Origin of the sequence: Streptomyces sp. CA-278952 (genome assembly GCF_028747205.1) — a bacterium.
In the GTDB taxonomy this organism is placed as follows: Bacteria; Actinomycetota; Actinomycetes; order Streptomycetales; family Streptomycetaceae; genus Streptomyces.
The window spans coordinates 2,276,527-2,302,940 of the sequence record NZ_CP112880.1; the positions used below are offsets into that span (position 1 = coordinate 2,276,527).

Annotated in this window: 23 protein-coding genes; 13 read left to right on the forward strand and 10 right to left on the reverse strand. The window is 71.5% G+C overall.

The window, feature by feature from the left end:
- The first annotated feature begins 130 nt into the window (after nt 1–130).
- The 7 genes from mce to N7925_RS09875 all read left to right on the forward strand — a co-directional run bounded on the left by mce (nt 131) and on the right by N7925_RS09875 (nt 9,806).
- Nucleotides 131–559, forward strand: coding sequence for a methylmalonyl-CoA epimerase (gene mce / locus N7925_RS09845; protein ID WP_265599301.1), 429 nt, complete (start codon nt 131–133; stop codon nt 557–559).
- Between the two features lie 202 nt (nt 560–761).
- Nucleotides 762–4,655: a polarized growth protein Scy gene (gene scy / locus N7925_RS09850; protein ID WP_265599302.1), complete on the forward strand. Its 3,894-nt coding sequence runs from the start codon at nt 762–764 to the stop codon at nt 4,653–4,655.
- Between the two features lie 220 nt (nt 4,656–4,875).
- Nucleotides 4,876–5,814 carry a cellulose-binding protein gene (locus tag N7925_RS09855; protein WP_018958966.1) on the forward strand — a complete coding sequence of 313 codons (939 nt, stop codon included), beginning with the start codon at nt 4,876–4,878 and terminating at the stop codon, nt 5,812–5,814.
- A gap of 84 nt (nt 5,815–5,898) precedes the next feature.
- The gene (locus N7925_RS09860) at nt 5,899–6,903 is read left to right on the forward strand and encodes an ABC transporter ATP-binding protein (RefSeq protein WP_274343647.1); all 1,005 of its coding nucleotides are present in this window, start codon (nt 5,899–5,901) and stop codon (nt 6,901–6,903) included.
- A gap of 5 nt (nt 6,904–6,908) precedes the next feature.
- Nucleotides 6,909–7,688 carry an ABC transporter permease subunit gene (locus N7925_RS09865; protein ID WP_265599304.1) on the forward strand — a complete coding sequence of 260 codons (780 nt, stop codon included), beginning with the start codon at nt 6,909–6,911 and terminating at the stop codon, nt 7,686–7,688.
- A gap of 130 nt (nt 7,689–7,818) precedes the next feature.
- Nucleotides 7,819–8,955 (forward strand): ABC transporter ATP-binding protein, encoded by a 1,137-nt coding sequence (locus tag N7925_RS09870; RefSeq protein WP_274343648.1) that lies wholly within the window; start codon nt 7,819–7,821, stop codon nt 8,953–8,955.
- Entirely contained in the window at nt 8,952–9,806 is an 855-nt protein-coding gene (locus N7925_RS09875; protein WP_274343649.1) for an ABC transporter permease subunit, read from the forward strand. Before N7925_RS09870 ends, N7925_RS09875 begins: the two co-directional genes overlap by 4 nt.
- A 60-nt stretch (nt 9,807–9,866) precedes the next feature.
- On the opposite strand, the gene N7925_RS09880 is transcribed toward N7925_RS09875, so the two are convergent.
- Nucleotides 9,867–10,196 carry an ATP/GTP-binding protein gene (locus tag N7925_RS09880; RefSeq protein WP_265599307.1) on the reverse strand — a complete coding sequence of 110 codons (330 nt, stop codon included), beginning with the start codon at nt 10,194–10,196 and terminating at the stop codon, nt 9,867–9,869.
- Between the two features lie 212 nt (nt 10,197–10,408).
- Here N7925_RS09880 and N7925_RS09885 point away from each other — a divergent pair, with 212 nt between their 5' ends.
- Nucleotides 10,409–11,458 (forward strand): LLM class flavin-dependent oxidoreductase, encoded by a 1,050-nt coding sequence (locus tag N7925_RS09885; RefSeq protein ID WP_265599308.1) that lies wholly within the window; start codon nt 10,409–10,411, stop codon nt 11,456–11,458.
- A 132-nt stretch (nt 11,459–11,590) separates the two neighbouring features.
- Here N7925_RS09885 and N7925_RS09890 read toward each other — a convergent pair whose 3' ends face one another.
- Nucleotides 11,591–11,983, reverse strand: a complete 393-nt coding sequence (locus N7925_RS09890) for an SCO5389 family protein (RefSeq protein WP_018958973.1) — start codon at nt 11,981–11,983, stop codon at nt 11,591–11,593.
- A gap of 274 nt (nt 11,984–12,257) precedes the next feature.
- On the opposite strand from N7925_RS09890, the gene nucS reads away from it, so the two are divergent.
- Entirely contained in the window at nt 12,258–12,929 is a 672-nt protein-coding gene (nucS, locus tag N7925_RS09895) for an endonuclease NucS (RefSeq protein WP_265599309.1), read from the forward strand.
- An 81-nt stretch (nt 12,930–13,010) separates the two neighbouring features.
- Here the strand turns inward: nucS and N7925_RS09900 are convergent, their stop codons facing one another.
- The 3 genes from N7925_RS09900 to N7925_RS09910 all read right to left on the reverse strand — a co-directional run bounded on the left by N7925_RS09900 (nt 13,011) and on the right by N7925_RS09910 (nt 17,290).
- Nucleotides 13,011–15,527: an ATP-binding protein gene (locus N7925_RS09900; protein ID WP_274343650.1), complete on the reverse strand. Its 2,517-nt coding sequence runs from the start codon at nt 15,525–15,527 to the stop codon at nt 13,011–13,013.
- 298 nt (nt 15,528–15,825) lie between these two features.
- Nucleotides 15,826–16,149: an STAS domain-containing protein gene (locus N7925_RS09905; RefSeq protein ID WP_003966237.1), complete on the reverse strand. Its 324-nt coding sequence runs from the start codon at nt 16,147–16,149 to the stop codon at nt 15,826–15,828.
- Nucleotides 16,150–16,441: 292 nt separating this feature from the next.
- Entirely contained in the window at nt 16,442–17,290 is an 849-nt protein-coding gene (locus tag N7925_RS09910; RefSeq protein ID WP_274343651.1) for a 3-hydroxyacyl-CoA dehydrogenase family protein, read from the reverse strand.
- A 266-nt stretch (nt 17,291–17,556) separates the two neighbouring features.
- Here N7925_RS09910 and N7925_RS09915 point away from each other — a divergent pair, with 266 nt between their 5' ends.
- Nucleotides 17,557–18,129, forward strand: a complete 573-nt coding sequence (locus tag N7925_RS09915) for a cob(I)yrinic acid a,c-diamide adenosyltransferase (RefSeq protein WP_265599312.1) — start codon at nt 17,557–17,559, stop codon at nt 18,127–18,129.
- Nucleotides 18,130–18,131: 2 nt separating this feature from the next.
- On the opposite strand, the gene N7925_RS09920 is transcribed toward N7925_RS09915, so the two are convergent.
- Nucleotides 18,132–18,704 (reverse strand): hypothetical protein, encoded by a 573-nt coding sequence (locus N7925_RS09920; RefSeq protein ID WP_274343652.1) that lies wholly within the window; start codon nt 18,702–18,704, stop codon nt 18,132–18,134.
- Between the two features lie 150 nt (nt 18,705–18,854).
- Here N7925_RS09920 and N7925_RS09925 point away from each other — a divergent pair, with 150 nt between their 5' ends.
- The 3 genes from N7925_RS09925 (at nt 18,855) to N7925_RS09935 (ending at nt 22,744) form a co-directional block, all read left to right on the forward strand.
- Nucleotides 18,855–20,060: a sensor histidine kinase gene (locus tag N7925_RS09925; RefSeq protein WP_274346428.1), complete on the forward strand. Its 1,206-nt coding sequence runs from the start codon at nt 18,855–18,857 to the stop codon at nt 20,058–20,060.
- Nucleotides 20,057–20,719, forward strand: coding sequence for a response regulator (locus tag N7925_RS09930; RefSeq protein WP_265599314.1), 663 nt, complete (start codon nt 20,057–20,059; stop codon nt 20,717–20,719). Before N7925_RS09925 ends, N7925_RS09930 begins: the two co-directional genes overlap by 4 nt.
- Before the next feature lie 153 nt (nt 20,720–20,872).
- Entirely contained in the window at nt 20,873–22,744 is a 1,872-nt protein-coding gene (locus N7925_RS09935; RefSeq protein WP_265599315.1) for a glycoside hydrolase family 18 chitinase, read from the forward strand.
- A 246-nt stretch (nt 22,745–22,990) separates the two neighbouring features.
- Here N7925_RS09935 and N7925_RS09940 read toward each other — a convergent pair whose 3' ends face one another.
- The 4 genes from N7925_RS09940 to N7925_RS09955 form a co-directional block, all read right to left on the reverse strand.
- On the reverse strand, nt 22,991–23,437 hold the full coding sequence (locus N7925_RS09940; protein WP_026290719.1) for a DUF2550 domain-containing protein: 447 nt from the start codon (nt 23,435–23,437) through the stop codon (nt 22,991–22,993).
- Nucleotides 23,438–23,570: 133 nt separating this feature from the next.
- Nucleotides 23,571–23,945 (reverse strand): F0F1 ATP synthase subunit epsilon, encoded by a 375-nt coding sequence (locus N7925_RS09945; RefSeq protein ID WP_003966248.1) that lies wholly within the window; start codon nt 23,943–23,945, stop codon nt 23,571–23,573.
- 109 nt (nt 23,946–24,054) lie between these two features.
- Nucleotides 24,055–25,497, reverse strand: a complete 1,443-nt coding sequence (gene atpD, locus N7925_RS09950) for a F0F1 ATP synthase subunit beta (protein ID WP_265599316.1) — start codon at nt 25,495–25,497, stop codon at nt 24,055–24,057.
- Nucleotides 25,497–26,414: a F0F1 ATP synthase subunit gamma gene (locus N7925_RS09955; protein WP_265599317.1), complete on the reverse strand. Its 918-nt coding sequence runs from the start codon at nt 26,412–26,414 to the stop codon at nt 25,497–25,499. The genes atpD and N7925_RS09955 overlap by 1 nt, the downstream gene beginning before the upstream one ends.

The window sequence follows — 26,414 nt, forward strand, 5'->3', positions numbered from 1 at the left end:
GGATCGGATGTGAACGAGGGTTTACCTGAATGTACTGAGAGGTACCGCGCCCGTCATCCGGCAACCGGTGTGACGGCGCGCACGTTGCGTAACCATGGCGGGAGCCTGGGAGCGCGGCCATGCTGAACCCATGCTGACGCGCATCGACCACATCGGGATCGCCTGTTTCGACCTGGACAAGACGGTGGAGTTCTACCGTGCCACGTACGGATTCGAGGTGTTCCACAGCGAGATCAACGAGGAGCAGGGGGTCCGGGAGGCCATGCTCAAGATCAACGGGACCTCGGACGGCGGTGCTTCGTACCTCCAGCTGCTGGAGCCCACCCGGGAGGACTCGGCCGTCGGCAAGTGGCTGGCGAAGAACGGGGAGGGCGTGCACCACATCGCCTTCGGTACGGAGGATGTGGACGGGGACGCCGCGGACATCCGCGAGAAGGGCGTCCGGGTGCTGTACGACGAGCCCAGGACGGGATCGATGGGGTCCCGGATCACGTTCCTGCACCCCAAGGACTGCCACGGCGTCCTCACCGAACTGGTCACGAGCAGGACGGAGCACTGACCACCGCATACCCGGCCCGGTAGAGTGGGCGGTTCCGGGCCGGGGCCGGGTCGGGGCCGTGCCACGTCCTCGTCGTTTGTCTGTCACCATTCCCCGGGGACAACTCGCCGACGAGCGGTATGCGTACGGCGAGTTCCGACCAGGGTTGGGGTCTCCCCCGCTCGAACTAAGTTGAGAGCTCGGGGAAGGATGGGACCGCGCAGTGCGGGGCTACGAACGCCAGGAGAGCCACCTCGCTGAAGACGACCATCTCTCGCGGTTCGAAGCCAAGATGGACCGGCTGAAGACCGACCGGGAGAAGGCTGTCCAGCACGCCGAGGACCTCGGCTACCAGGTCGAGGTCTTGCGTGCCAAGCTGCACGAGGCCCGGCGCAATCTCGCGACCCGTCCCGCCTACGACAGCGCGGACCTCGGCTACCAGGCCGAGCAGATGCTGCGGAACGCGCAGGTCCAGGCCGAGCAGATGCGCGGCGACGCCGAGCGCGAGCTGCGCGAGGCCCGTGCCCAGACGCAGCGGATCCTCCAGGAGCACGCCGAACACCAGGCGCGCCTGCAGGCCGAGTTGCACACCGAGGCCGTCCAGCGCAGGCAGCGGCTCGACCAGGAGCTGGCGGAACGCCGCCAGACCGTCGAGTCGCACGTCAACGAGAACGTCGCCTGGGCCGAACAGCTGCGCGCCCGCACCGAGTCACAGGCCCGCCGGCTGCTGGAGGAGTCCCGTGCCGAGGCCGAGCAGGCGCTGGCCGCCGCCCGCGACGAGGCCGCCCGGCTGGCGGAGGAGACCCGTCGGCGCGCCGGCTCGGAGACCGAGACCGCCAGGGCCGAGGCCGAGGCGATCCTGCTGCGCGCCCGCAAGGACGCCGAGCGGCTCCTCGGGGCCGCCTCCGCCCAGGCGCAGGAGGCCACCAGCCACGCGGAGCAGCTGCGCTCCAGCACGACCGCGGAGACCGACCAGACCCGCCAGCAGACCGCCGAGCTGAACCGGTCCGCCGAGCAGCGTCTCTCGGAGGCCGAGACCCGGCTGCGCGAGTCCCGTCTGGAGGCGGAGAAGCTCCTCTCCGAGGCGAAGGACGCCGCCGCCAGGCAGTTGGCCGCCGCCGAGTCGCAGAACGAACAGCGCACCCGTACGGCCAGGTCGGAGATCGCCCGGCTGGTCGGCGAGGCCACCAAGAGCACCGAGGCGCTGAAGGAAGAGGCCGAACAGGCGCTCGTCGACGCCCGCGCCGAGGCGGAGCGGCTGGTCGCCGAGGCGGGCGAGAAGGCCCGTACGGTCGCCGCCGAGGACGCCGCCGCCCAGCTGGCGAAGGCGGCCCGCAGCGCCGAGGAGGTGCTCACCAAGGCCTCCGAGGACGCGAAGTCGACGACGAGGGCGGCGAGCGAGGAGGCCGAGCGGATCCGCCGCGAGGCGGAGGCCGAGGCGGACCGGCTGCGCGGCGAGGCCGCCGAACAGGCCGACGAGCTCAAGGGCGCGGCCAAGGACGACACCAAGGAGTACCGGGCCAAGACGGTCGAGCTCCAGGAGGAGGCCCGCAGGCTGCGCGGCGAGGCCGAGACGCTGCGCTCCGAGGCGGTCGCCGAGGGCGAGCGGATCCGGGGCGAGGCCCGTCGCGAGGCGGTCCAGCAGCTGGAGGAGGGCGCCCGTACCGCCGAGGAGCTGCTGACCGAGGCCCGCTCCGACGCGGACGAGCTGCGCACCAAGGCGAACGGCGAGAGCGAGCGCATCCGCGCCGAGGCCGCCGAGCGGGCCGCGACCCTGCGCAAGCAGGCCGAGGAGACGCTGGAGCGCACCCGGACCGAGGCCGACCGGCTGCGGACCGAGGCCGAGGAGCAGGCGGCGGCCGTCACGGAGGCGGCCGAGCGGGCCGCGACCGAGCTGCGTGAGGAGAGCGAGCGCGGTGTCGCCGCGCGGCAGGCCGAGGCCGCCGAGGAGCTGGCACGGCTGCACACCGAGGCCGAGACCCGGCTCGCCGCCGCCGAGGAGGCGCTCGGTGAGGCCCGGGGCGAGGCCGAGCGGATCCGCCGCGAGACGAACGTGGAGGCGGAGCGGCAGCGCGCCGAGGCCGCCGAGCGGGCGCGGGCGCTGACCGAGCAGGCCGGGGCGGAGGCCGAGCGGCTGCGCGACGAGGCCGCCGCCGACGCCGCCCAGGCCCGTTCCGAGGGCGAGAACATCGCGGTACGGCTGCGCGGTGAGGCAGCCGCCGAGGCGGAGCGGCTCAAGTCCGAGGCGCAGGAGAGCGCCGACCGGGTGCGTGCGGAGGCAGCGGCCACCGCCGAGCGGGTCGCGGCCGAGGCCGCCGAGGCGCTGAGCGCCGCCCAGGAGGAGGCCACGCGCCGCCGCCGGGAGGCCGAGGAGATCCTCGGCGCGGCCCGGACCGAGGCGGAGCAGGAGCGCGAGCGGGCCCGCGAGCAGAGCGAGGAACTGCTCGCCTCCGCCCGCAAGCGGGTCGAGGAGGCCCAGGCCGAGGCGCACCGGCTGGTCGAGGAGGCGGACGCCCGGGCGACCGAGCTGGTCGCGACGGCCGAGCAGACGGCCCAGCAGGTACGGGACTCCGTCGCGGGTCTCCAGGAGCAGGCCGAGGAGGAGATCGCCGGGCTGCGCTCGACGGCGGAGCACGTCGCGGAACGCACCCGGAGCGAGGCGCAGGAGGAGGCGGACCGGGTCCGCTCCGACGCCCACGCGGAGCGGGAGCGGGCCGCCGAGGACGCGGTCCGGCTGCGCCGGGAGGCGAACGAGGAGGCGGCCCGTCTCCGGCGGGAGGCCGAGGAGGAGACCGACGCCGCGAAGGCGCTGGCCGAGCGGACGGTCTCCGACGCGATCGGCGAGTCGGAGCGGCTGCGCGCGGACACCTCCGAGTACAGCCAGCGGATGCGCACCGAGGCGTCCGACGCGCTGGCGTCGGCGGAGCAGGACGCGTCGAAGGCCCGTGCCGAGGCCCGGCAGGACGCCAACCGGATCCGTTCGGAGGCGGCGGCCCAGTCGGACCGGCTGATGGCCGAGGCGTCCAACGAGAGCGAACGCATCCGCAACGAGGCGGCCCAGGCCTCCGAGCAGCTCGTCGTCGAGGCCACCACGGAGGCCAACCGCCGCCGGGCCGAGTCCACCGAGCAGGCGGACCGGATGCTGGCCGAGGCGGCCGGCGAGTCCGAGCGGCTGCGCGCGGAGGCGGCCGAGCGGCTCGGCTCCGCGCAGGAACACGCGGCCCGCACCCGCGAGGAGGCGGCACGGCTGCACGCGGAGGCGGAGTCGGCGGCCGAGGAGATGCGGTCGGATGCCCGCCAGGAGGCGGACCGGCTGCTGGACGAGGCCCGCGAGGCGGCGGCCAAGCGTCGGGCGGACGCGGCCGAGCAGGCGGACCAGCTCATCAACAAGGCGCGGGAAGAGGCGCTGCGTACGGCCACCGAGGCCGAGGGGCAGGCCGACACGATGGTCGGCGCGGCCCGCAAGGAGGCCGTGCGCATCACCTCGGAGGCGACCGTCGAGGGCAACACCCTGGTCGAACGCGCCCGTACCGACGCCGACGAACTGCTGGTCGGCGCCCGGCGCGACGCGACGGCGATCCGGGAGCGGGCCGAGGAGCTGCGGGCCCGGCTGGAGAGCGAGATCGAGGAGCTGCACGAGCGGGCCCGCCGGGAGACCTCCGAGCAGATGAAGACCGCCGGCGAGCGTGTCGACAACCTGATGAAGGCGGCGACCGAGCAGCGCGACGAGGCCGAGGCGAAGGCCAAGGAGCTGATGGCGCAGGCCAACTCGGAGGCGAGCAAGGTCCGTATCGCCGCGGTGAAACGGGCCGAGTCGTTGCTGAAGGAGGCCGAGACGAAGAAGGCCGGGCTGATCCGCGAGGCGGAGAAGCTGCGCGCCGACGCCGAGGCCGAGGCCAAGCAGACGGTCGACGAGGGCAAGCGCGAGCTGGACGTCCTGGTGCGCAGGCGCGAGGACATCAATGCGGAGATCTCCCGTGTCCAGGACGTGCTGGAGGCGTTGGAGTCTTTCGAGGCTCCGACCGGGGGCGGGAAACCGGGCGGCGGTTCCGCGGGAGGCGCCAAGGCTCCGGCGGCGGCGGGCACTCGGTCGGGGGGCAAGTCGTCCGACCGCTAGGAGATGTCCGGCGGATCAGGGCCGGACGCCCCCTGGCCGATCCGCGGCGTTCCGTGCATCGTCATGGACATTCAAACCTTCGAGTGGCAAGCACTCCGGGGGTCAGCCACTCAAAAGGGGTGTCATTCTCCAGATCAAACCGGCATCTTCACGCTGACACGCCGCCATGGCCCCTAGGATTCCCTCTATCACCTCACCGGTCTCATTCGACAGGAACCCCATGAGTGACCCTTCCTCCCCCTTCGGCTTCGAGCTCGTGCGACGAGGCTACGACCGCGGTCAGGTGGACGACCGCATCACCAAGCTCGTCGCCGACCGTGATAGTGCCCTGGCCCGAATCACCTCTCTGGAAAAGCGCATCGAGGAGCTGCACCTCGAGACGCAGAACGCCCAGGCCCAGGTAAACGACGCCGAGCCGTCGTACGCCGGTCTCGGCGCCCGTGTCGAGAAGATTCTCCGCCTCGCCGAGGAGGAGGCCAAGGACCTGCGCGAGGAGGCCCGTCGCGCGGCCGAGCAGCACCGGGAGCTCGCCGAGTCGGCGGCCCAGCAGGTGCGCAACGACGCCGAGTCCTTCGCCGCCGAGCGCAAGGCGAAGGCCGAGGACGAGGGCGTCCGCATCGTCGAGAAGGCCCAGGGCGAGGCGAACACGCTCCGCACCGACGCCCAGAAGGACGCCCAGCAGAAGCGCGAGGAGGCCGACGCCCTCTTCGAGGAGACCCGCGCCAAGGCCGCCCAGGCCGCGGCCGACTTCGAGACCAACCTCGCCAAGCGCCGCGAGCAGTCGGAGCGCGACCTCGCGTCCCGCCAGGCCAAGGCCGAGAAGCGTCTCGCCGAGATCGAGCACCGCGCCGAGCAGCTCCGCCTGGAGGCCGAGAAGCTCCGCACGGACGCCGAGCGCCGGGCCCGCCAGACGGTGGAGACCGCCCAGCGCCAGGCCGAGGACATCGTCGCCGACGCCAACGCCAAGGCCGACCGGATCCGCAGCGAGTCGGAGCGCGAGCTGGCGGCGCTCACCAACCGCCGCGACTCGATCAACGCGCAGCTGACCAACGTCCGCGAGATGCTGGCGACGCTGACCGGCGCCGCCGTGGCCGCCGCCGGCTCCCCGGTGGAGGACGAGCCCGCCACCCGCGGTGTCCCGGCCCAGCAGACCCGCTGACCCCCGGCGCGGGTAATACCCCCGTGTGCGCCCGGTTCCGCCTTTGTGGTGGCGCCGGGCGCTCTGGCGTTCTAGCGTGAACGCATGATCGAGCTCGAGGGACTCACCAAACGGTTCGGCAGCAAGATCGCCGTCGACCATTTGTCGTGTCAGGTCAGACCGGGCATCGTGACCGGTTTCCTCGGCCCGAACGGGGCGGGCAAGTCCACCACGATGCGGATGATGCTCGATCTCGACAACCCGACCAGCGGTACGGTGCGCATCGACGGCAAGCACTACCGCGAGCTCCAGGAACCGCTGAAGTACATCGGGGCGCTCCTGGACGCCAAGGGGATGCACGGCGGCCGCAGCGCGTACAACAACCTGCTGTGCCTGGCGCAGAGCAACCGCATCCCGAGCAGCCGGGTCGACGAGGTGCTCGACATGGTCGGGCTGAGCGTGGTGGCGAAGAAGAAGTCCAAGGGGTTCTCCCTCGGCATGGGCCAGCGGCTCGGCATCGCGTCCGCACTGCTCGGCGACCCAGAGATCCTGATGTTCGACGAGCCGGTCAACGGGCTGGACCCCGAGGGCATCCACTGGATCCGCAATCTGATGAAGGCGCTCGCGTCGGAGGGCCGGACGATCTTCGTCTCGTCCCATCTGATGAGCGAAATGGCGCTGACCGCCGACCATTTGATCGTGATCGGCCAGGGCAAGCTGCTCGCCGACACCTCGATGGCGGACTTCATCCACGAGAACTCCCGCAGTTACGCGCGGCTGCGCTCCCCGCAGCAGGAGCGGCTGCGCGACGTGCTGCACCAGGAGGGCTTCACCGTCGTCGAGACGGCGGGCGGCGTCCTGGAGATCGACGGCGCCACCACCGAGGAGCTGGGTGAGCTGGCCGCCCGGCACCAGCTGGTGCTGCACGAGCTGAGTTCCCAGCGGGCCTCCCTGGAGGAGGCGTTCATGCAGATGACCGCCGGTTCGGTGGAGTACCACGCCCATGCGGAACGGGACCCGGCCGTCGAACCGCCCGCGGTGGGAGCCGGCTGGGGCGAGAGTTGGAACAAACCCGGGGGCACCGACGACACCGACGGCAAGGGGGCGTGACGGCCATGGCATCGGTACCCGCGGTTCTCACCTCGGAATGGACCAAGATCCGGTCGGTCTCCTCGACCATCTGGACCCTCATCGCCGCGTTCGCCGTCACGGTCGTGATGGGAGCGGCGCTGAGCGCCCTGCTGAACGCCACGTTCGACGACCTCTCCGAGGCGGAGCAGGCCACGTTCGACCCGACCTTCGTCAGCTTCTCCGGGACCGTTCTCGGCCAGCTCGCGATGGTGGTGTTCGGAGTGCTCGTGGTCGGCACCGAGTACAGCACCGGCATGATCCGCACCTCGCTGGCGGCGGTGCCCCAGCGCGGCACCTTCCTCCTCAGCAAGATCACGGTGGCCGGTGTACTGGCCCTCGCCGTGGGGCTGCTCACCAGCTTCGTCTCCTTCTTCCTGAGCCAGGCCATGCTCGGCGACCGGGGCACCGACATCGGCGCGGAGAACGTGCTGCGCGCGGTCGTCGGCGGCGGGCTCTACATGGGGCTGATCGCGATCTTCTCCATGGGGGTGGCGGCGATGCTGCGCAGTTCCATGCTGTCGCTCGGCATCCTGATGCCGTTCTTCTTCCTGGTCTCGCAGATCCTCGCGGCGGTGCCGGGCGCCAAGAGCGTCGCCCGGTACTTCCCCGACCAGGCCGGTTCGAAGATCATGCAGGTCGTCCCGGACGCGTTGAACACCGACCCGGCCCCGTACGGCCCCTGGGCGGGGCTCGGGATCATGGTGCTCTGGGTGCTGGCGGCGGTGCTCGGCGGCTTCCTGGTCCTGAAGAAGCGGGACGCGTAACGGCCCGCTCGCACGCAGTGCGCAACTTGGCCGGAACCGTCACCGCCTGGTTATCCTCCTAACTCTTACGGGGGTGCGCGGCCGGGTGGCCCGAGCCCCGAACGACAGAGTGAGTCGATGGGGCTGGAGAATGATCGAGGCAGTCGGCCTGACCAAGCGCTACGGCGCGAAGACGGCCGTGGACGACCTTTCCTTCCAGGTGCGGCCCGGGGCCGTCACCGGGTTCCTCGGTCCCAACGGGTCGGGCAAGTCCACGACCATGCGCATGATCCTCGGCCTGGACCGCCCCACCGCAGGTCGCGTCACGATCGGCGGCCACCCCTACCGCGACCTGCCGAACGCCCCGCGCCAGGTGGGCGCCCTGCTGGACGCCAAGGGCGTGCACGGCGGACGCACCGCCCGCAACCACCTGCTGTCCCTGGCCCAGCTGGCCGGCATCCCGGCGGCCCGGGTCGATGAGGTGCTGGGCGTCGTCGGCCTCCAGGACGTCGCCAAGCAGCGCTCCAGGGGCTTCTCGCTCGGGATGGGGCAGCGGCTCGGGATCGCGGCGGCGCTGCTCGGCGATCCGGAGGTGCTGCTGTTCGACGAGCCGGTCAACGGTCTCGACCCGGAGGGCATCCACTGGGTCCGCAATCTGATGAGGGCGCTCGCCGCCGAAGGACGCACGGTCTTCGTCTCGTCCCACCTGATGAGCGAGATGGCCCTCACCGCCGACCATCTGATCGTGATCGGGCGCGGCCGGCTGCTCTCCGACATGAGCGTCACGGACTTCATCTCCGCGAACTCCGCCGACTTCGCCCGGGTCCGGGTGCCGGACGACGGCCCCGAGGCGCGGCAGAAGCTGACGGCCTCGCTCGTCGAGGCGGGCGGCCGGGTCATGACGGAGCCGGGCGGAGCCCTGCGGGTCACCGGGCTGCCGCTGCCGCGGATCAGTGACCTGGCCCACGGCTGCGACGTACGGCTCTGGGAGCTGTCGCCGCACCAGGCCTCCCTGGAGGAGGCGTACATGCGCCTCACACAGGGCCTGGTGGACTACCGCTCGACGGACGACGCCAAGGCGGGGCTCGTGGAGCCGCTGCCCCAGGACGCGTACGGGAGCGCCGACAGCTTCGCGTACCCCGAGCCGGTGGTGGTGCCGCAGGAGGGCTGGTACGCCCCGCCGCCGCCCGTGCCGGGCCGGAGCCCCGCGCCCGCGGCGCCCTCCCCCGCAGCCGATCCCTCTCCCGCCGCCACGGCCGGAGAGCAGACGAGCAAGGACCTCCGATGACGACGCCGGCCACCCCGCGGGCCCACGAGCAGGCGTCGGACGCCGGCCCGCCGGCCTCCTACGAGTCGCCGATCCCGATCCGGCCCGCCACCCTGGGCGACGCGGTCGCCGCGGAGTGGACCAAGATCCGTTCCGTGCGCGCCACGGTCTGGACGCTCGGCGTGATGATCGCGCTGATGCTGACGGTCGGGCCGGGCACCGCGCTGCTGCTGGCAGCGGACAGCAGCGGCGGCGGTATGCCGGACGAGCCGGCCCTGGCCCTCGGCTTCTTCGGGGTGCTGCTGGGCTCGATCTGTGTGATCACGCTCGGTGTGCTGACCATCGGGTCCGAGTACAGCACCGGCATGATCCGTACGACGCTGACGGCCTGTCCGAGCCGGGGCCGGGTGCTCGCGGCGAAGGCGATCGTATTCTCCTCGCTGACCTTCACCGTCACGACGGTGACCGCCGCGGTCGTGGCGGGGCTCCAGACCCTGATTTTGGACGGCCCCGTCGCGTCGGGCGGCGACTGGGCGCTCGCCACGGCCGGTGTCGGGCTCTATCTCGCCGCCCTCGGCCTGCTGTCGCTCGGGGTCGGCGCGATTGTGCGGCACTCGGCGGGTGCGATCACCATCATGATCGGCGTGGTGCTGGCGCCCCTGGTCCTCGCGCTGTTCATGTTCGACGACAGCCTGCGGGGCCTTCGGCACTTCCTGATCGACTACTCGATCCCCAACCAGATCGGCGGGATATACGGCACGACGATGACCAGTACCGGTCCGACCGGCTGGGAGCCGCCGCTGCTGATGCTGGGCCTGGCCGCCGCGGTTCTGTGCGGAGCCGTCGCGATACTGAACCGGCGCGACGTCTGAGGGGTCGCGCGAGGTCGGAAGGGGCCACGCGAGGGCTGAGGTCGACGGGGTCGGTCGCCCTCAGTAACGCGGAGCGTTCCGGGACCGCTGCACCCTGGTGGTGCGGCGGTCCTTCGCGTTCCAGCACGCCTTGTGCCAGTGCCTGCGGTCCTCGATGCCGCCGAACTCGGGCCAGCTCACGAGGTGCGGGACCCCGGAGGGGATCTCCTGGTCGCAGCCGGGGCAGCGGTACCGCTTGCCCTGGGCGCTCGCGCCGCTGACCGGGCGCACCGACCACTCCTCGCCCTGCCAGCTCTCGGTGGCCCCTCCCCCGCCGTACCTGCCGTACGCCGGGCCGGGGCGTTCGTCGTGACTCTCGCCGCCACGGGGGCGGTTACGGCGCGGGGACACGGGACACCTCACGGGGCGGATCGGACGCGGTTTCGCTCAAGCCTAGAGCCTGCCATCGGGGGTGACGGCCGGGCTGTCCGGCGGCCCTGTTCGGCAGTGGGGTGAGTTAGCGGAAAATCGCAACAACTTCCGCCGGGACCGTGCCTTTGGCACGTGTCAGACGTTGTTGCCCGTGGGGGAGAAACGCGTCGGCCGCAAGGAGGCAATAGGCGATGCGCATCGGAACGTTCGTTCTGGCAGCCCAGTTCCCCGGACAGGGGCCGGGTGAGGCTCTGCACCGGGCCGTCCGGTCCACCGAGGCCGCGGAGGAGAGCGGTCTCGACTCGGTCTGGCTGGCCGAGCACCACTTCGTGCCGTACGGGGTCTGCCCGTCCGCGACCACGCTGGCGGCGCTGCTGCTGGGCCGCACCCGCAGAATCCAGGTCGGCACGGCGGTCAGCGTGCTGCCCAACCACCACCCGGTCGCCCTCGCCGAGCAGGCCGCGCTGCTGCACCTGACCAGCGGCGGACGCTTCTCGCTCGGGGTGGGGCGGGGCGGGCCCTGGGTGGACCTGGAAGTGTTCGGCGGCGGTCTCGACGCGTACGAGAACGGCTTCCCCGAGGCGCTCGACCTGGTGCTCGACTGGCTGCGGGAGCCGCGCGTCGCGGGGCGCGGCGAGCGGTTCGGCTTCCGCGAGGTGGCGGTGGTGCCGCGCCCGGACGAGCTGCTGGAGGGCCCGGCGGACGCGGGGCCGGGTGGCGCGGGGCCCGAGGTCGTCGTGGCGTGCACCTCGCCGAAGAGCGTGCGGCTCGCGGCCCGGCAGGCGCTGCCGATGCTGCTGGGGATGCACTGCGGGGACGAGGAGAAGGCGGAGATGGTCGCCCTGTGGCGCACGGCCGCCCGGGAGGCCGGCCATCCGCCCGAGGTGGTGGAGGGGGCCGCACATGTGTCCGCCGGGGTGGCCCAGATCGAGGACGGCGCCGGGGAGGCCACGGAGCTGCTGGTGAAGTCGATGCCCGGCTGGCTGCGCCAGGGGCTCGACGCCCATGTCACGGTCGACGGCAGGCGCCGCGTGATGCGGGACCCGGTCGCGTACACGGAACTGCTCTGCGGGCTGCACCCGGTGGGCCCGCCGCGGCTGGCGGCCGACCGGCTGGCGGCCACCGCCGAGCGGACCGGGATCACGCGCTTCGCCCTCCTGGTCGAGGGGTCGGGCGATCTCGCGGCGACCGAGGAGAACGTCCGGCGGCTGGGCGCCGACGTACTGCCACTGCTCACCTGACCTGCGCATGCCGGTGCTTCCTCCGAGCCGTCCGAACAGCTGGGATCTACTGGACGGGTGGTGCGGTGGTGCGGGAGCCGCCGCCCCGGGGCCAGTTGCACCTCCTGCGGCCCGGGACGGCAGCAGAAGCGTTCAGCAGTCCCGAAGTCCGGGCGACTGGTTGAGCAACTGGCCCCTCACCGAGGTGAACTTGGCCAGTCGGTCGTCGACCGAGGCGTCCAGCGGGAACACCGCTACGCGGTGGCAGTTCTGGAATGCGATGCGCACTCCGAAGTGCCGCTGGAGCGCGCCGCGTATCGCATCACTCGCGAGCGCGCGCAGCAGCTGACCACGTGCCTGCTCGTCCGGCGGCGGCGTCTGGTTGTCGGCGAACTGTCCGCCGTCGACCTTCAGCTGAGCCACCAGCGAGCTGATCATCTCCCATGCGAAGGGCAGGGAGGTCCGGACGCAGTCGACGAAGTCGGCTTCGTCGACCTCGCCTCGCTCGGCCTGTTCCAACAGCGCCGGTGAGACGTCGAGCGACATGGGTTCTCCTCTCGCGACCCCGGGCGATGGCCGGGGCCTTACGGGCAGGGAAGGGGGGCGGCGACGACGCAGCGTGCACGGACGGCGACCTCCTGCTTCCACGGTAAGCGCGCAGTCGGGGCCGCACCAGGAGATTGGGAACACAACCGGCCAATAACGAAGGGGCGCAAAGAGGGGCAAGCCCGCATCACCGTGTCGCGGTGTGCACCGAGTGACAGGGGCGACGGCTGGGGAAATCGCGTCGAGCCCCCGTCGTCGAGTAGCGTTGCCGACCATGCGTCTCGTCATCGCCCGTTGCTCCGTGGACTACGCGGGCCGGCTCACAGCCCACCTGCCCTCCGCCCCCCGACTGATCCTGGTGAAGGCGGACGGGAGCGTCTCCATCCACGCCGACGACCGGGCGTACAAACCGCTCAACTGGATGTCCCCGCCGTGCACCCTGAAGGAGGGCGCCGACGGTGAGGAAGGCGTCTGGACCGTGGTGAACAAGGCGGGCGAAAAACTGATCATCACGATGGAGGAAATCCTCCACGACTCGTCGTACGAGCTGGGCGTCGACCCGGGGCTCATCAAGGACGGCGTGGAAGCGCACCTCCAGGAGCTGCTCGCGGACCGGATGGAGATCCTCGGCGAGGGTCACACCCTGATCCGCCGCGAATACCCCACCGCCATCGGGCCGGTGGACATCCTGTGCCGGGACGCGAACGGGCAGACGGTGGCCGTGGAGCTGAAGCGGCGCGGTGACATCGACGGCGTGGAGCAGCTGACGCGCTATCTGGAGCTGCTGAACCGCGACCCGCACCTCGCGCCGGTCCGGGGCGTCTTCGCCGCGCAGGAGATCAAGCCGCAGGCCCGGGTGCTGGCGACGGACCGCGGCATCGGCTGCCTGGTCCTGGACTACAACGCGATGCGGGGCATCGAGGACGACAAGCTGCGGCTGTTCTGAGCGACGGCGTCAACGAGGGCCGGGCGGCTCACGCGGAAGCGTGAGCCGCCCGGCCCTCGTACGTTCAGCCGTCCGGCCTGCTCAGACCGCCGGGTCGGTGGCCGCCTCGGACTCCGGGGCGCTCGCCTCCTCGGCGGGGCCGGCCGCCGAGGAGGAAGAGCCCTTTTCCGGGTCCGACGGGTCGTCGGTGGGTGTCTCGGTCGGTGGGGTCGTCGGCGTCTCGGTGGGCGGAGTCGTCGGCGGGGTGGTGGGCGGAGTCGTCGGCGGCTTGGTGGGCTCGGTCGGCTCGCCGCTCGGCGTCGGCTCGCTCGGGGAGCTGCTCCCGTCGTCCGTCGGGTCGTCCGTCCCCGGCGGCGTACCGTCCGACGTGGAGGCGCTCGGGGACGGGGAGCCGGAGGTGCTCGGGCTCGCGGAGTCCGAGGCGCTCGGAGTCGCGGCCGTCTCACCGCCGGTGGTCTCCCCGGCCGGGACGGAGCCGTCCTCCGACTCCTTGGGGGGCAGGCCGTCGTCGGTCGGGTCCTCGGTGGCCGTCTGCTCGGTGGTGACGTTGCGGCTGCCCGGCTCGTCGCCGTCGCCCGCGGTGACGCCGAGCGTGACGACGGTGCCGAGCACCGCGATCAGCACGGCGCCCGCGCCCGCGGCGGCCAGGTTGCGCCGGGCGCCGCCCAGGACGGCCCGGCCGGTCCCCTTGCGGGCGGCGGGGCCGGGCGGCAGCGAGGAGACGACCGTGGGCTGCTCCTCGGCCGGCTGCCGCAGGAACACCGGTGCGCCCGGGAACCCGCCGGGAGGTGTGCCCGGACCGTCCTGGCGCACCGCGGGCACCTCGTCGCCCGATGCGGTGCGGCCGAGGGGGGCGAAGTCGCCGGAGCGGTCCGCGACCAGGGCGAGCGCGCGGCGTCCGGCCACGGCCCCGGACCTGTCGGCGAGGGCGCCGCGCATCCCGATCGAGGTCTCCAGCTCGGTCCTGGCCCGGTCCGGATTGCCGGTGCAGAGCGCGAGGACGCCCAACTCGTGGTGGAAATAGGCCTCCTCGGCGACCTCGCCGGCGATCCTGGCGGCCTCCTGGCCGATCCTGAGGGCCCGCTCCCAGGCCCCCCAGCCCAGGCCCGCCGCGAAGGCCGGGGAGGCGCCGCGGGCCAGCAGGACGGCGGCGCTGGCCGCTCCCGCCTCGTCGCCCGGGACCAGCCGGCCCAGGGAGGCGACGATCGCGTCCGCCTCGGCGACGGCCCGTTCCGGGGTGACCGAGGGGTGCGAGGCCCACCAGGCGTAGTGCTGGGCGGCGGTACGGGCGTGGGCGGCCGCGTCGTCCTCGTATCCGGCCGCCGCGAGCTGGGCGAGGACTCCGGCGGCGAGGCGGTAGCGGGGGCCGGCCGGCGAGAGCAGGCCGCAGCCCGCGAGCTCGCCGAGCGCGGCGTCCGCGTGGGTGTCGCCCACGAGCGCCGGCAGATGGGCCTGGTGGGGCACCTCGCCGCCGAGGGCGACGGCGAAGCGCAGGGTGGCACGGGCCGCCTCGCTGAGCCGGGAGGCGAGCAGCGCGGCGGGCGCGGCTCCCTCACCGAGGCTCGGCAGCGGGACGTCGAGGGCTTCGGCGGCGAGCGTCGCGGGGGCCGGCGGCGCGTCGTCCGCGCGTGGCTCGAAGTAGTCGTACTCGTCGAAGGCTTCGGGGCCGGCGCGCAGCCGGTCGCGCTGTACGAGGAGCGATCCGGCCTGGACGAAGCGGAGCGGCAGGCCCTCGGACTCGAACCAGAGGTCGCCCGCCCAGTTCCGCTCATCCTCCGTGAGGGGGCGTTCGACGACCTTCTCCAGCAGGGCCAGCGAGGCGCCGCGGCCGAGGCCGGCGAGGAGCACCTCCTCCAGATGGGCGTCGACGCCGGGGGCGGTGACGCCGGAGGTGGAGCCGTCCGGTGTGGCGGCGAGCAGGAAGGCGCACTCGGGGGTGGCGGCGAGCAGTTCGTCGAGGGCCGCTCCACCGATCTCCAGGTCGTCGATGGTGACGACGGCGCCGATGGACCGGACGAGCGCGAGCAGTTCGTCGCGGTCGGGGCGGTGGTTCGGGGCCTTGTACACGGTGTCGAAGAGGGCGTGCAGCAGATCGGCGCCGGTGCGGCCCCGGCCGTTGAGCCGGACGACTCCGTCGGGGGCCAGCTCCGCGCAGTCGGCGGCGACGGCGTCCAGCAGCGCGGTGCGGCCGGACCCGGCCTGACCGGTGAGGCGGACGCTGCGACCGCGCGCCAGCAGGCGGACCAGCCGTTCGCGCTCCTCCTCGCGTTCCAGGAGAGGCGGTTGCGGGGCGGGCGGCCCCGCGGGCACCGGGGGCGCTCCGGCGCGTTCGTGGTCGGCGCGTTCGGCGGGGGTGCGGCGGACCGGGGCGTCGGGGCCCGAGCCGGGCGGGCAGGACTCGACCTCGCTGCCGTCGACGGGGTTGACGGTGAGCAGCAGGTCGCCGACGGTCAGCTGGACGACGCGGACCTGCTGCGGTGTCCCCGGGCCGAAGTCGGCGCCGCCGGATTCGCGGGACGGCCGGCGGTGGCCGGGCTCACCGCCGGAGCGGTCGTGGCCCTGCCCGTACTCATCGGGTGCCCGGTGTGTCGGGTCCATCGCAAAGTCCCCCAAGACGCGTCGTGCGCGGTTGCCCCTCCCGGCCTCACACGCGCCCCGCTGTCGCTTCCGGTCCGGTGTCCGCCCATGGGTTCGTTGTCATTCGGCGGACGGCCGAACCCTAGACCTTGGCACAGTATTCACGAACCGCCGGGGTGCCACGCCGTCCAGGACGTCACGTTCCGGTGAGGATTGCGTGACTTCTTCCGCCGGGTGCGGTCCGTCCGGCCGTCCGGGACCCTGCGGACGGCGCGCGGCCGTCCGGATCCCGGCGGGGCGGGCGGCCGCCCGCACGTCCTCAGACGCGCGGCAGCGACTCGGCGGCGATGCCGCCCTCGATGGCCAGGATGCGGTGCAGCCGGGTGGCCACCAGGAGGCGCTGCATCTGTGGCGGCACGCCGCGCAGCACGAGGCGGCGTCCGGCCCGTCCCGCCCGGCGGTGGGCCCCCATGATGACGCCGAGTCCGGTGGCGTCCCAGGAGTCCAGCTCGGTCAGGTCCAGCACGAGGTCGCCGACTCCGTCGTCCACGGCCGAGTGCAGGACCGTACGGGCGTCCGCCGCGCTTCGGACGTCGAGGCGGCCCCCGACGACCAGCTCGGCGTGGTCGCCCCTGATGTGCATATGCGCTCCCCGGTCATGCTCCGTAGAAGATCCGTCTGTCTGCTCTGCCGTCGGCCGACCGTGCCGCCGTCGGCCCTGTGTCGAAGGCGCTGCCTCCGCCATGCGTGGCGCCCTGTCTCTGCCACCACTGACTGTCGCGACGACAGGGAAGTTGCCGTCTGTAAGCGAACCGATATCGAATTCACTCGGTGGAGTGACTCCGGTTCGCCGGGGACCGGTACCCGCCGGGTAGAATCCCCGGCTCCCCCGGCCCGGACGGTGGCGGGCCGGCGGGCCGAGGAGCCGGGTCCGGTCAGTACGTGTAGAAGCCCTGCCCGCTCTTGCGTCCGATGTCACCTGCGTCGACCATCCGGCGCATCAGCTCCGGAGCGGCGAACTTCTCGTCCTGCGACTCGGTGTAGATGTTGCCGGTGGCGTGCAGGAGGATGTCGACGCCGGTCAGGTCCGCGGTGGCGAGCGGGCCCATGGCGTGGCCGAAGCCCAGCTTGCAGGCGATGTCGATGTCCTCGGCCGAGGCGACGCCCGACTCGTACAGCTTGGCGGCCTCGACGACGAGCGCCGAGATCAGCCGGGTGGTGACGAAGCCGGCCACGTCACGGTTGACGACGATGCACGTCTTGCCGACCGACTCGGCGAACTCCCGGGCGGTGGCGAGGGTTTCGTCGCTGGTCTTGTAGCCGCGCACCAGCTCGCAGAGCTGCATCATCGGGACCGGCGAGAAGAAGTGCACGCCGACGACGCGTTCCGGACGCTCCGTCACGGCCGCGATCTTGGTGATCGGGATGGCGGAGGTGTTGGACGCGAGGACGGTGTTCTCGCCGACGACCTTGTCCAGGGCCCGGAAGATCTCGTGCTTGACTTCCAGCTTCTCGAAGACGGCTTCCACGACGACGTCCGCGTCGGCGACGGCGTCGAGGTCGGTGGTCGTGGTGATGCGGGCGAGCGCGGCCTCGGCGTCGGCCGTGTCCAGCTTGCCCTTGGAGACGAACCTGTCGTACGAGGCCTTGATGCCGTCACGGCCCCGGGTCAGCGCGGCGTCGGTGACGTCCCGCAGCACGACGTCCCAGCCCGCCTGGGCGGAGACCTGCGCGATCCCGGATCCCATGAGTCCGGCCCCGATGACGGCAAGCTTCCTGGCCACGTTCGCACCCCTTGGTCTCTGTTCGCCCGTGCCCGATTGTTCACGGCGGTTCACATGCTCTCCGGCGGAGGTTAGTACCCGTCGGGCGCGCTGGGGCGGCGAAGAGATGCGCGTCACGTCTCAGATGACGGACATCACACCGGGACGCGTCATTCGGCTCCGCTTCGCGCGTAGTTGAGGGCCTGGTCGCCGAGCAGCCGCCGCCGCGGCCGTGACAGTGGGCACACGGGCCTCCCGGCGGGCCGGAGCGTAACTACGCTGGGCCCATGGTCAATCTGACGCGCATCTACACCCGGACCGGCGACCAGGGCACCACGGCCCTCGGCGACATGAGCCGCACCGCCAAGACCGATCTGCGGATCTCGGCGTACGCGGACGCCAACGAGGCCAACGCGGCGATCGGCGCGGCCATCGCGCTGGGGCAGCTGCCCGAGGAGCTGGTGAAGGTCCTCGTACGCGTCCAGAACGACCTCTTCGACGTGGGCGCGGACCTGTGCACCCCGGTGATCGAGGACCCGAAGTATCCGCCCCTGCGGGTCGAGCAGTCCTACATCGACAAGCTGGAGGCGGACTGCGACACCTTCCTGGAGGAGCTGGAGAAGCTGCGCAGCTTCATCCTCCCCGGCGGTACGCCCGGCGCGGCCCTGCTGCACCAGGCGTGCACCGTGGTGCGGCGCGCCGAGCGGTCCACCTGGGCAGCGCTGGAGGTGCACGGGGAGTCGATGAACACCCTGACCGCCACCTACCTCAACCGCCTCTCCGACCTCCTGTTCATCCTGGCGCGGAGCGCGAACAAGGAGGTCGGGGACGTGCTGTGGGTGCCGGGCGGCGAGCGGTAGGCCTACAGCCTGTCGGCCGGCTCCCGTTCCGTCACCGCGTCCTTCGGAGCCTGCTTCGGGAACAGCGTGTAGCCCCCGGCGATGATCAGGTTGATGCCGATGACCAGCCCCATCTTCTGCTGCCAGCCACGCAGCGAGCTGATCTCCCCGCCGGAGCCGACGTACCAGACGGCTGCCTGGAGCAGGCCCAGCGCGACCGCCGCGGCGAGGATCCAGCGGGCGACGATGCGCCACTCGTGGGCGGCGCGCGCCATGCCGTACTTCGGCGGCTTCACCGGCGGCGGGCCGCCGAACCAGCGGTGGGCGACGCGGGCGTCCACCCACTTGATGGTGGAGTGGCCCAGACCCACCGTGAAGCCGATGTAGACGGCGGCCAGGCCGTGCTTCCAGTCCGGTTCGGCCCCGTTCTTCAGATCGATGGCCGTCACCACCAGCAGCACGACTTCCAGCAGCGGCTCGCACAGCAGCACCGCCGCGCCGAGCTTCGGTTTCCTCGCGACGTACCGCAGGGCGAGCCCGGCGGCCAGCAGAACCCAGAATGCGACCTCGCAGGCCACGACCAGTAGGGCGATCACGACTCTCTCCTCCCGTTCCCTTCCAGCCTCCCGGCCGCCGGGCGCGGACACGTCGTCGGCAGTGACGAAACGGGACTGCATCCTTCGATGTACTCGCGGATCGGCCCGCGAAGGGAGGTCCGGGGGCGGCGGTGCGTGTTGGATGGAGAGGTGCTCACCTCGATCCGCCCCGACCGCGACGCGGTGGCCCTGGCCGTCTCCGGGCTGCTCGGCGGGCTGCTCCTGTGGCTGCTGGGCCTGCACACCCAGGGCGGCCGCCCCTTCGCCGCCCCCTGGGTCTCCCTCGTACCGATGACCGTGATGGCCGCGATGGAGCTGCTGCGCCGCAGCGCCCCGCGGACCGCGTTGACCGTCGGCACGGTCATGCTCGTCGCGGACCAGTTCACCCGGGGCAATCTGGTGACCATCCTGATGTTCTCGGACATCATGTACGCGGCCGTGCTGTACGGGACCCCGGCCGCGGCCCGCCGGATCCCGGTGGCCACGCTCCTGATCACCGTCGCGAGCACGGTCGGCTTCCTGTCCTGGTTCCGCCGGCCCGAGGCGCTGCTGATCGGCGTCGTCACGGGGCTGGTCTCCTTCATGCCCGCGATCACCGGCGTCGTCGTGCGCAACCACCGCGTCGCCGCCGAGGCCGCCCGGCTGGCCGCCCGCCAGACCGCGCGGCTCGCCGAGATGGACCGGACGCAGGCGGTGGTCGCAGAGCGCGCCCGGATGGCGAGGGAGCTGCACGACATGGTGGCCAACCACCTCTCCGCCGTGGCGATCCACTCCACGGCGGCCCTCTCCATCGACGACCCGGATACCTCCCGGAACGCCCTGAAGGTGATCCGGGAGAACAGCGTCGAGGGGCTGTCGGAGATGCGCCGGCTGATCGGGCTGCTGCGGGAGGGCGGCGAGGACGACGCCCCGGCGGCGGCCCCGACGCTCGCGTCCCTGGACGTGCTCGTCGAGCAGACGAACGTCAACGGGACGTCCAGCGGGCTGGTCTGCACCCTGGAGGACGCCGGGAAGGCGGTGTCCGCCGCGCTGCCGACGCCGGTCGAGCTGGCCGCGTACAGGATCGTGCAGGAGTCCCTGACCAATGCCCTCAAACACGCGGCGCCGGGCCCGGTCGTGGTGCGGCTCGCCCACGGCGACGGGGTGCTGACGATCGAGGTGACCAGTGTGTTCGGCAGCCGCCCCGGTCCGACGGCGCCCGGTTCGGGAGCGGGCCTGGTGGGCATGCGGGAGCGGGTGGCGCTGCTCGGCGGGGCGTTCGACGCCGGGGCCGAGCCGGGCGACGACGGCGACGGAACCAAGATCTGGCGGGTGCGGGCTCAACTGCCCGCGACGGAAGGAACGATGCGGGAATGACGATCCGGGTACTGGTCGCCGAGGACCAGTCGGCGGTGCGCGCGGGGCTGGTGCTGATCCTCTCCAGCGCGCCGGACATCGAGGTCGTCGGAGAGGCGGGGGACGGCGAGGCTGCGGTGCGCCTGGCGCGTGAACTCCGCCCGGACCTGGTGCTGATGGATGTGCAGATGCCGCGCCTCGACGGGGTGGCGGCGACGCGGCAGGTGGTCGATGAGGGGCTCGCGGACGTCCTGGTGCTGACCACGTTCGATCTGGACGAGTACGTCTTCGGGGCGCTGCGCGCGGGGGCCTCCGGCTTTCTGCTGAAGAACACCGACGCCCGCGATCTGCTGGAGGCGGTACGGACGGTGGCGCGCGGCGAGGGGCTGATCGCCCCGGCCGTGACCCGGCGGCTGATCGCGGAGTTCGCCGGGGCGTCAGCCGTACGCGGCCGGGGGGCGGCCGATCCGGCGGTGCTGGACGCGCTCACCCGGCGCGAGCGCGAGGTGCTGGGGTGCCTGGGCGAGGGCCTGTCGAACGCGGAGATCGCGCTGCGCCTCTCGATGGCCGAGGCCACGGTGAAGACCCACGTCAGCAGGGTGCTGGGCAAGCTGGAGCTGCGCAGCCGGGTTCAGGCGGCGGTTCTGGCGCAGGAGTTGGGGTTTCGAGCCACGTCCTGATCTTTGGTCCAGACCTCTTGACGATTGGTCCAGACCTTCCTACTGTCACCGTCACACACTGCGGTGAGTACGAGAACACCTGTACTCAGGGCGGCGCAGGGTTTGCAGTCCACGAATCATCCCCGTTTGTTGGACCTCACCCGAGGAGCTCCGTTGAGCACAGAATCCCCCCAACGCCGATCCAGATTTCGATGGGTCGCCGCACGCAGCGGCCGGTCCAAGGTCATCGCGGGCCTGACCGCGCTGGTCGTGCCGCTGGCCGCGATGGTGGGGCTCGCGACCCCCGCCACGGCAGCCACGTCGGCCACCGCCACGTACACCAAGAAGTCGGACTGGGGCAGCGGCTTCGAGGGCCAGTGGACGGTGAAGAACACCGGCACCACCGCGCTCTCCTCCTGGACCATCGAGTGGGACTTCCCCTCGGGCACCTCGGCGGGCTCCGCCTGGGACGCCGCCCTCACCAAGAGCGGTAACCACTACACCGCCAAGAACCTCTCCTGGAACGGGTCCGTGGCGCCCGGCGCCAGCATCAGCTTCGGCTTCAACGGCACCGGCTCCGGCTCCCCCACGGGCTGCAAGCTGAACGGCGCCTCCTGTGACGGCGGCAGCGTCCCCGGCGACAACGCCCCCTCGGCCCCCGGCACCCCCACCACCAGCGACGTCACCGACACCTCGGTGAAGCTCAGCTGGAGCGCCGCGACCGACGACAAGGGCATCAAGAACTACGACGTGCTGCGGGACGGCGCGAAGGTCGCCACGGTCACCGGCACGACGTACACCAACACCGGTCTGACCGCGGGCACCGACTACTCCTACGCCGTTCAGGCCCGGGACACCGCCGACCAGACCGGCCCGGCCTCCGGCGCCGTCTCCGTGCGGACCACCGGCGGCGGTGGCGAGCAGCCCGGCGGCGACAAGGTCAACCTGGGCTACTTCACCAACTGGGGCGTCTACGGGCGCAACTACCACGTCAAGAACCTGGTGACGTCCGGTTCCGCCGCGAAGATCACGCACATCAACTACGCCTTCGGCAACGTGCAGAACGGCAAGTGCACCATCGGTGACGCCTACGCCGACTACGAGAAGGCGTACACCGCCGACCAGTCCGTCGACGGCGTCGCCGACACCTGGGACCAGCCGGTGCGCGGCAACTTCAACCAGCTGCGCAAGCTGAAGGCCAAGTTCCCGCACATCAAGATTCTCTGGTCGTTCGGCGGCTGGACCTGGTCCGGCGGCTTCGGCCAGGCCGTGCAGAACCCCGCCGCCTTCGCCCAGTCCTGCCACGACCTGGTCGAGGACCCCCGCTGGGCCGATGTCTTCGACGGCATCGACCTCGACTGGGAGTACCCCAACGCCTGTGGTCTGACCTGTGACACCAGCGGCCCGGCCTCGATCAAGACCATGGCCGACGCCATGCGGGCGAAGTTCGGCCCGAAGTACCTGGTCACCGCCGCCATCACCGCGGACGGCTCCAACGGCGGCAAGATCGACGCGGCCGACTACGGCGGCGCCTCCCAGTCCTTCGACTGGTACAACGTGATGACGTACGACTTCTTCGGCGCCTGGGCGGCCAAGGGCCCGACGGCCCCGCACTCGCCGCTGACCCCGTACACCGGCATCCCGCAGGCCGGCTTCTCCTCCTCCGAGGCCATCGCCAAGCTGAAGGCCAAGGGCGTCCCCGCCAAGAAGCTGCTCCTCGGCATCGGCTTCTACGGCCGCGGCTGGACCGGCGTCACCCAGTCCGCCCCCGGCGGCACGGCGACCGGCGCGGCCCCGGGCACGTACGAGGCGGGCAACGAGGACTACAAGGTCCTGAAGAACACCTGCCCGGCCACCGGCACCATCGCCGGCACGGCCTACGCGCACTGCGGCACCAACTGGTGGAGCTACGACACCCCGGCCACCATCGGCACCAAGATGACCTGGGCGAAGAACCAGGGCCTCGGTGGCGCGTTCTTCTGGGAGTTCTCCGGCGACACCAACAACGGTGAACTGGTGAACGCCATCAAGACCGGCCTCCAGTAAGCACCACGGTGCTCCCCACGCCATAACGGCAAGCACCACCCCGGAAAAGCACCGGGGAGACGGGTCCGCCCCCCGTCTCCCCGGTTTTTCGCTGTGTACGCACGCTTATGCGACGTTGTCAGGCCACATCGGCCCTCCCCCAGACTTCGTCCGGGGGGACCCCCTTCCAGCGGGGCTGCCTGTTAAGCCACATTGACCCTCCCCCAGACTTCGTCCGGGGGGACCCCCTTCCAGCGGGGCTGCCTGTTAAGCCACATTGACCCGCTGGCCGGGCGGTGCCGCCTCCAGCCAGGCGAGGAAGCCGGTCAGGGCGTCCTCGCTCATCGCCAGCTCCAGGCGCGTCCCGTGGTGGAGACAGCCGAGCACGACGGAGTCGGACAGGAGCGCGAGCTCCTCCTCCCCCTCCGGAAGCCGGCGGGCGATCACCTCGATCGCAGAACGCTCCAGGCCCCGGCGGGGGCGAGGAGCGTAGGAGAAGACCCGGAACCAGTCGACGCGGTCACCGCTGTAGCGGGCGACCCCGTAGACCCAGCCCTTGCCGAGCGCATCGGGTTCCTCCGACACGTCCCAGCGCAGGCTGCAGTCGAAGGTCCCTCCGGACCGCTGGATCAGCCTCCGGCGCAAGCCGAAGACGAACAGTCCCAACAGGACCGTGACGATGACGGACGCGCCCACCCACAACGCGAGGACCATCTCCACCGACCTCCTCGCATCGTCGAGTAACGAACACCGAAACCGTATTGCACCTGCATCGCCTCAGCCGCGACACGGCTGGATCGCTCCAGCTCGGGCCGCGGCTGAGTAAAGACATCTGTCAGTGGGGGTGCTAGCGCACCGCCACCGCGCGCAGTCGTACGTCGGCGCGCCGCTGGGCAGCGGCGTCCGCATCCGACTTCGCGAGTTCCAGCGCCCGCTCGGCGCGCTCGACATCGATCTCGTCGGCCAGCTCGGCGATCTCGGCCAGCAGCGACAGCTTGTCGTCCGCGAACGAGATGAATCCACCGTGCACAGCGGCGATGACGGTGCCGCCCTCACTCGTGCGGATCGTCACCGGGCCCGATTCCAGCACACCGAGAAGCGGCTGGTGACCGGGCATGACGCCGATGTCGCCGGACGTGGTGCGCGCGACGACCAGGGTGGCCTCGCCGGACCAGACGCTTCGGTCGGCGGCGACCAGCTCGACATGCAGCTCAGCAGCCAAGGGTGGCTCCTCGGGTCACCACCCGGCCGCCCGGCCGGGTGTCGGTTCAATTCTACGGGGCGTGGTGAGGGGGGCGGGACACACCCACCCCCCTCGGTGAGCCGGAGGCTCAGGAGACGCCGAGCTCCTTGGCCTTGGACTTGAGGTCGTCCAGGCCACCGCACATGAAGAACGCCTGCTCGGGGAAGTGGTCGTAGTCCCCGTCGCAGATCGCGTTGAACGCGGAGATCGACTCGTCGAGCGGAACGTCCGAACCGTCCAGGCCGGTGAACTGCTTGGCGGCGTGGGTGTTCTGCGACAGGAAGCGCTCGACGCGACGGGCACGGTGGACAACGAGCTTGTCCTCCTCGCCCAGCTCGTCGATACCGAGGATCGCGATGATGTCCTGGAGGTCCTTGTACTTCTGGAGGATCCCCTTGACGCGGCTGGCCGCGGCGTAGTGGTCCTGCGAGATGTAACGCGGGTCCAGGATGCGGGACGTGGAGTCCAGCGGGTCCACGGCCGGGTAGATGCCCTTCTCGGAGATCGGACGGGAGAGAACCGTCGTCGCGTCGAGGTGGGCGAACGTGGTGGCCGGGGCCGGGTCGGTCAGGTCGTCCGCGGGGACGTAGATCGCCTGCATCGAGGTGATCGAGTGACCACGCGTCGAGGTGATGCGCTCCTGGAGCACACCCATCTCGTCGGCCAGGGTCGGCTGGTAACCCACCGCGGACGGCATGCGGCCGAGCAGCGTGGAGACCTCGGAGCCGGCCTGCGTGAAGCGGAAGATGTTGTCGATGAAGAGCAGCACGTCCTGCTTCTGCACATCGCGGAAGTACTCCGCCATGGTCAGGGCGGACAGGGCCACGCGCAGACGCGTCCCCGGCGGCTCGTCCATCTGGCCGAAGACGAGCGCGGTCTTCTCCAGAACGCCCGACTCGGTCATCTCGTCGATGAGGTCGTTGCCCTCACGGGTGCGCTCACCGACACCGGCGAACACCGACACACCGTCGTGCAGCTTCGCCACACGCATGATCATTTCCTGGATGAGGACCGTCTTGCCGACGCCCGCACCACCGAAGAGACCGATCTTGCCGCCCTTGACGTACGGGGTCAGCAGGTCGACGACCTTCAGGCCGGTCTCGAACATCTCGGTCTTCGACTCGAGCTGGTCGAAGGCCGGGGCCTTGCGGTGGATCGGCCAGCGCTCGGTGATCTGCGCTTCGGCTTCCGGGTCGTTCAGGATCTGACCGAGGGTGTTGAACACCTTGCCCTTGGTGATGTCACCGACCGGCACCATGATGCCCTTGCCGGTGTTGGTCACCGGGGCCTGGCGGACCAGGCCGTCGGTGGGCTGCATCGAGATCGCGCGGACCACGCCGTCACCCAGGTGCTGGGCGACTTCCAGGGTCAGCGTCTTGCGGGCGCCGTCCTCGGCCGGGTCGGCGACCTCGACGTGGAGGGCGTTGTAGATCTCCGGCATCGCGTCGACGGGGAACTCCACGTCGACGACCGGGCCGATGACCCGGGCGACGCGGCCCGTGGCAGCGGCCGTCTCAACTGTCGTCGTCATTACTTGTCACTCCCCGCGGTCGCGTCGGCCAGAGCACTGGCACCGCCGACGATCTCGCTGATTTCCTGGGTGATTTCGGCCTGTCGGGCCGCGTTGGCAAGCCGGGACAGGCTCTTGATGAGGTCCCCGGCGTTGTCGGTGGCCGACTTCATCGCGCGGCGGCGGGCAGCGTGCTCGGAAGCGGCCGCCTGCAGCAGTGCGTTGTAGATGCGGCTCTCGACGTAGCGCGGCAGAAGGGCGTCGAGGACGTCCTCGGCCGACGGCTCGAAGTCGAACAGCGGAAGGATCTCACCCTTGCGGGTGCTCTCCTGCGCCACCTCGTCGAGCGAAAGCGGCAGCATCCGGTCGTCGACCGCGTTCTGCGTCATCATCGACACGAATTCCGTGAAGACGATGTGCAGCTCGTCGACGCCGCCCTCGGCCGTGTCCTTCTGGATGGCCTCGATCAACGGGGCGGCGATGCGCTTGGCATCTCCGTACGCCGGGTTGTCGGTGAAGCCGGTCCAGGAGTCCTCGACCTTGCGCTCGCGGAAGCCGTAGTACGCGACACCCTTGCGGCCGACGATGAACGTGTCGACCTCCTTGCCCTCGGAGGCAAGGCGCTCGCGCAGTCGCTCCGCGGCCTTGATGGCGTTGGAGGAGTAGCCGCCGGCCAGACCGCGGTCGCTCGTGACGAGCAGGACCGCGGCCCGGGTCGGGGCCTCGACCTCGGTGGTGAGCGGGTGCTTGGCGTTGGAACCGGTCGCCACCGCGGTCACCGCACGGGTGAGCTCGGTCGCGTACGGCTTGGACGCCGCCACCTTGCGCTGCGCCTTGACGATGCGCGAGGCGGCGATCATCTCCATCGCCTTGGTGATCTTCTTGGTCGCGGTGACGGCTTGGATGCGGCGCTTGTAAACGCGAAGCTGAGCGCCCAT

Excerpts from the sequence above, each read along its gene's own strand:
- N7925_RS09930 (WP_265599314.1), top strand. The coding sequence starts at position 20,057 with ATGACGATCCGGGTACTGGTCGCCGAGGACCAGTCGGCGGTGCGCGCG.
- N7925_RS09900 (WP_274343650.1), bottom strand. The coding sequence starts at position 15,527 with ATGGACCCGACACACCGGGCACCCGATGAGTACGGGCAGGGCCACGAC.
- N7925_RS09870 (WP_274343648.1), top strand. The coding sequence starts at position 7,819 with ATGATCGAGGCAGTCGGCCTGACCAAGCGCTACGGCGCGAAGACGGCC.
- N7925_RS09860 (WP_274343647.1), top strand. The coding sequence starts at position 5,899 with ATGATCGAGCTCGAGGGACTCACCAAACGGTTCGGCAGCAAGATCGCC.
- N7925_RS09875 (WP_274343649.1), top strand. The coding sequence starts at position 8,952 with ATGACGACGCCGGCCACCCCGCGGGCCCACGAGCAGGCGTCGGACGCC.
- N7925_RS09885 (WP_265599308.1), top strand. The coding sequence starts at position 10,409 with ATGCGCATCGGAACGTTCGTTCTGGCAGCCCAGTTCCCCGGACAGGGG.
- atpD (WP_265599316.1), bottom strand. The coding sequence starts at position 25,497 with ATGACGACGACAGTTGAGACGGCCGCTGCCACGGGCCGCGTCGCCCGG.
- N7925_RS09890 (WP_018958973.1), bottom strand. The coding sequence starts at position 11,983 with ATGTCGCTCGACGTCTCACCGGCGCTGTTGGAACAGGCCGAGCGAGGC.
- nucS (WP_265599309.1), top strand. The coding sequence starts at position 12,258 with ATGCGTCTCGTCATCGCCCGTTGCTCCGTGGACTACGCGGGCCGGCTC.
- mce (WP_265599301.1), top strand. The coding sequence starts at position 131 with ATGCTGACGCGCATCGACCACATCGGGATCGCCTGTTTCGACCTGGAC.
- N7925_RS09915 (WP_265599312.1), top strand. The coding sequence starts at position 17,557 with ATGGTCAATCTGACGCGCATCTACACCCGGACCGGCGACCAGGGCACC.
- N7925_RS09940 (WP_026290719.1), bottom strand. The coding sequence starts at position 23,437 with ATGGTCCTCGCGTTGTGGGTGGGCGCGTCCGTCATCGTCACGGTCCTG.
- N7925_RS09855 (WP_018958966.1), top strand. The coding sequence starts at position 4,876 with ATGAGTGACCCTTCCTCCCCCTTCGGCTTCGAGCTCGTGCGACGAGGC.
- N7925_RS09905 (WP_003966237.1), bottom strand. The coding sequence starts at position 16,149 with ATGCACATCAGGGGCGACCACGCCGAGCTGGTCGTCGGGGGCCGCCTC.
- N7925_RS09955 (WP_265599317.1), bottom strand. The coding sequence starts at position 26,414 with ATGGGCGCTCAGCTTCGCGTTTACAAGCGCCGCATCCAAGCCGTCACC.
- N7925_RS09865 (WP_265599304.1), top strand. The coding sequence starts at position 6,909 with ATGGCATCGGTACCCGCGGTTCTCACCTCGGAATGGACCAAGATCCGG.